The 1,449-nt window shown below is 59.3% G+C and carries 3 protein-coding genes; 1 reads left to right on the top strand and 2 read right to left on the bottom strand.

The genetic code is table 11. The features are described 5' to 3' along the window. Positions 1 to 462: PfkB family carbohydrate kinase (locus tag AC1D1P_RS23275; protein WP_477674626.1), on the top strand; the 462-nt coding region annotated here is incomplete at its 5' end. A gap of 72 nt (positions 463 to 534) precedes the next feature. Here AC1D1P_RS23275 and AC1D1P_RS23270 read toward each other — a convergent pair. Together AC1D1P_RS23270 and AC1D1P_RS23265 are read right to left on the bottom strand one after the other, a co-directional pair. Further along, the gene (locus AC1D1P_RS23270) at positions 535 to 888 is read right to left on the bottom strand and encodes a DUF167 domain-containing protein (protein ID WP_477668371.1); all 354 of its coding nucleotides are present in this window, start codon (positions 886 to 888) and stop codon (positions 535 to 537) included. Between the two features lie 123 nt (positions 889 to 1,011). Then, positions 1,012 to 1,449 (bottom strand): histone H1-like DNA-binding protein (locus tag AC1D1P_RS23265; protein ID WP_477674625.1); only part of this gene is annotated, 438 nt, incomplete at its 5' end.

The raw sequence follows: 1,449 nt of genomic DNA, 5'->3' as shown, positions 1-1,449 counted from the left end.
ATGCTGCAGCATGCCGAGCAGTTCAAGCTGGCCGGTATCCCCTTCGTTTTTGATCCAGGCCAGGGCCTTCCCATGTTTGACGGCAAGGAGCTTTCCCACTTTGTGGAACTCTCCACCTGGGTGACCGTCAACGATTACGAGGCCAAAATGCTGTGCGACCGCACGGGCCTGTCATGCGCCGAATTGTCCCGCCGGGTGCAGGGCCTGGTGGTGACGCTGGGCGCGGAAGGTTGCGAGGTCTGGATTGGCGGCGAGAAAACCCTGGTGCCACCGGTAAAGGCCGGATCAGTGGTCGACCCGACAGGGTGCGGCGACGCTTTTCGCGGGGCTTTGYTGTTTGGCCTCGAAAAAGGCTGGACGCTGGACCGCTGCGCCGCCTTGGGGAACCGGGTGGGTGCGCTCAAGATCGCCACGCGCGGTGGCCAGAACTACACGTTGAATTCCGAACAAATCAGTGCTTGAGCAAGACAGAATGGGCGCCGCCAGCTATTAAATTAATAGCATGCGATCGTTCCCTTGTCGTAGGCGGCGCGGCTATGGCTCGCGGTGGTCCAATGCTTTTAGCCATTCATTCCATGCAGCCTGGCTTGCCGCTTCAGCGCTGACGCGCAACTGCTTGCGCCTTGAGGCTTCTCCGCGGGCCAGCGTGACCGCCTGCTGCGGAACGCCAAGGCAACCGGCCAGCCATTTCACCAGCGCCTGATTGGCTTTGCCGTCCACGGGCGGTGCCTGCAATCGCAGGCGCAGCGCCTGCTGCCCGGCCTCTCCATGCAGGCCCATCATCTCGGTTTTGGCGGCGTTGGGCACCACATGGATGCCGATCAGAACGTCCCCATTCTTTTCCCGTCGCAGAAAAGGAAGTTCGGGCAGCGCGGGGAACGGTTTCATGGCTGGAGTGGTCCGGCGGCGGTAAACAGGGGTGTCAATTGTGGATGGCCTCAGGAACGGTCCAGCCATGAAAAAAGCCCGACATCTTTCGATATCGGGCTCTAAGCAGAATTACCTTACTGCTTACGGCTTGCTGGCTGTCGGAAACGGCCAGGCAGCTTGCGGGTTCAGAGTAGTCTGAGCCGCAGGGGCAGCCGCTGCAGCGGGTGCTTTCGCAGCTTTGGCAGCAGGTTTTTTCGCGGCTTTCTTCGCAGCGGGCTTTTTCGCTGCTTTCTTGGCGGCAGGCTTTTTCGCAGCGGCTTTCTTCGCCGCTGGTTTCTTCGCTACCTTTTTCGCGGCCTTCTTGGCTGCTGGCTTTTTCGCTGCAGCTTTCTTGGCTGCTGGCTTCTTGGCCGCTACCTTCTTGGCTGCTGGCTTTTTCGCTGGCGATTTTTTCGCAGCTGGCTTTTTGGCCGCTACTTTTTTCGCTGGAGCTTTTTTAGCCGGAGCTTTTTTCGCTGCTGCTTTTTTCGCAGGAGCCTTCTTAGCCGCTACTTTTTTCGCAGGGGCTTTCTTTGGAGC

This window comes from Polaromonas sp. P1_E1_2 (genome assembly GCF_056406035.1).
The sequence above is the reverse complement of the archived record's forward strand: the minus strand, read 5'-3'. Positions and strand labels throughout refer to the sequence as shown.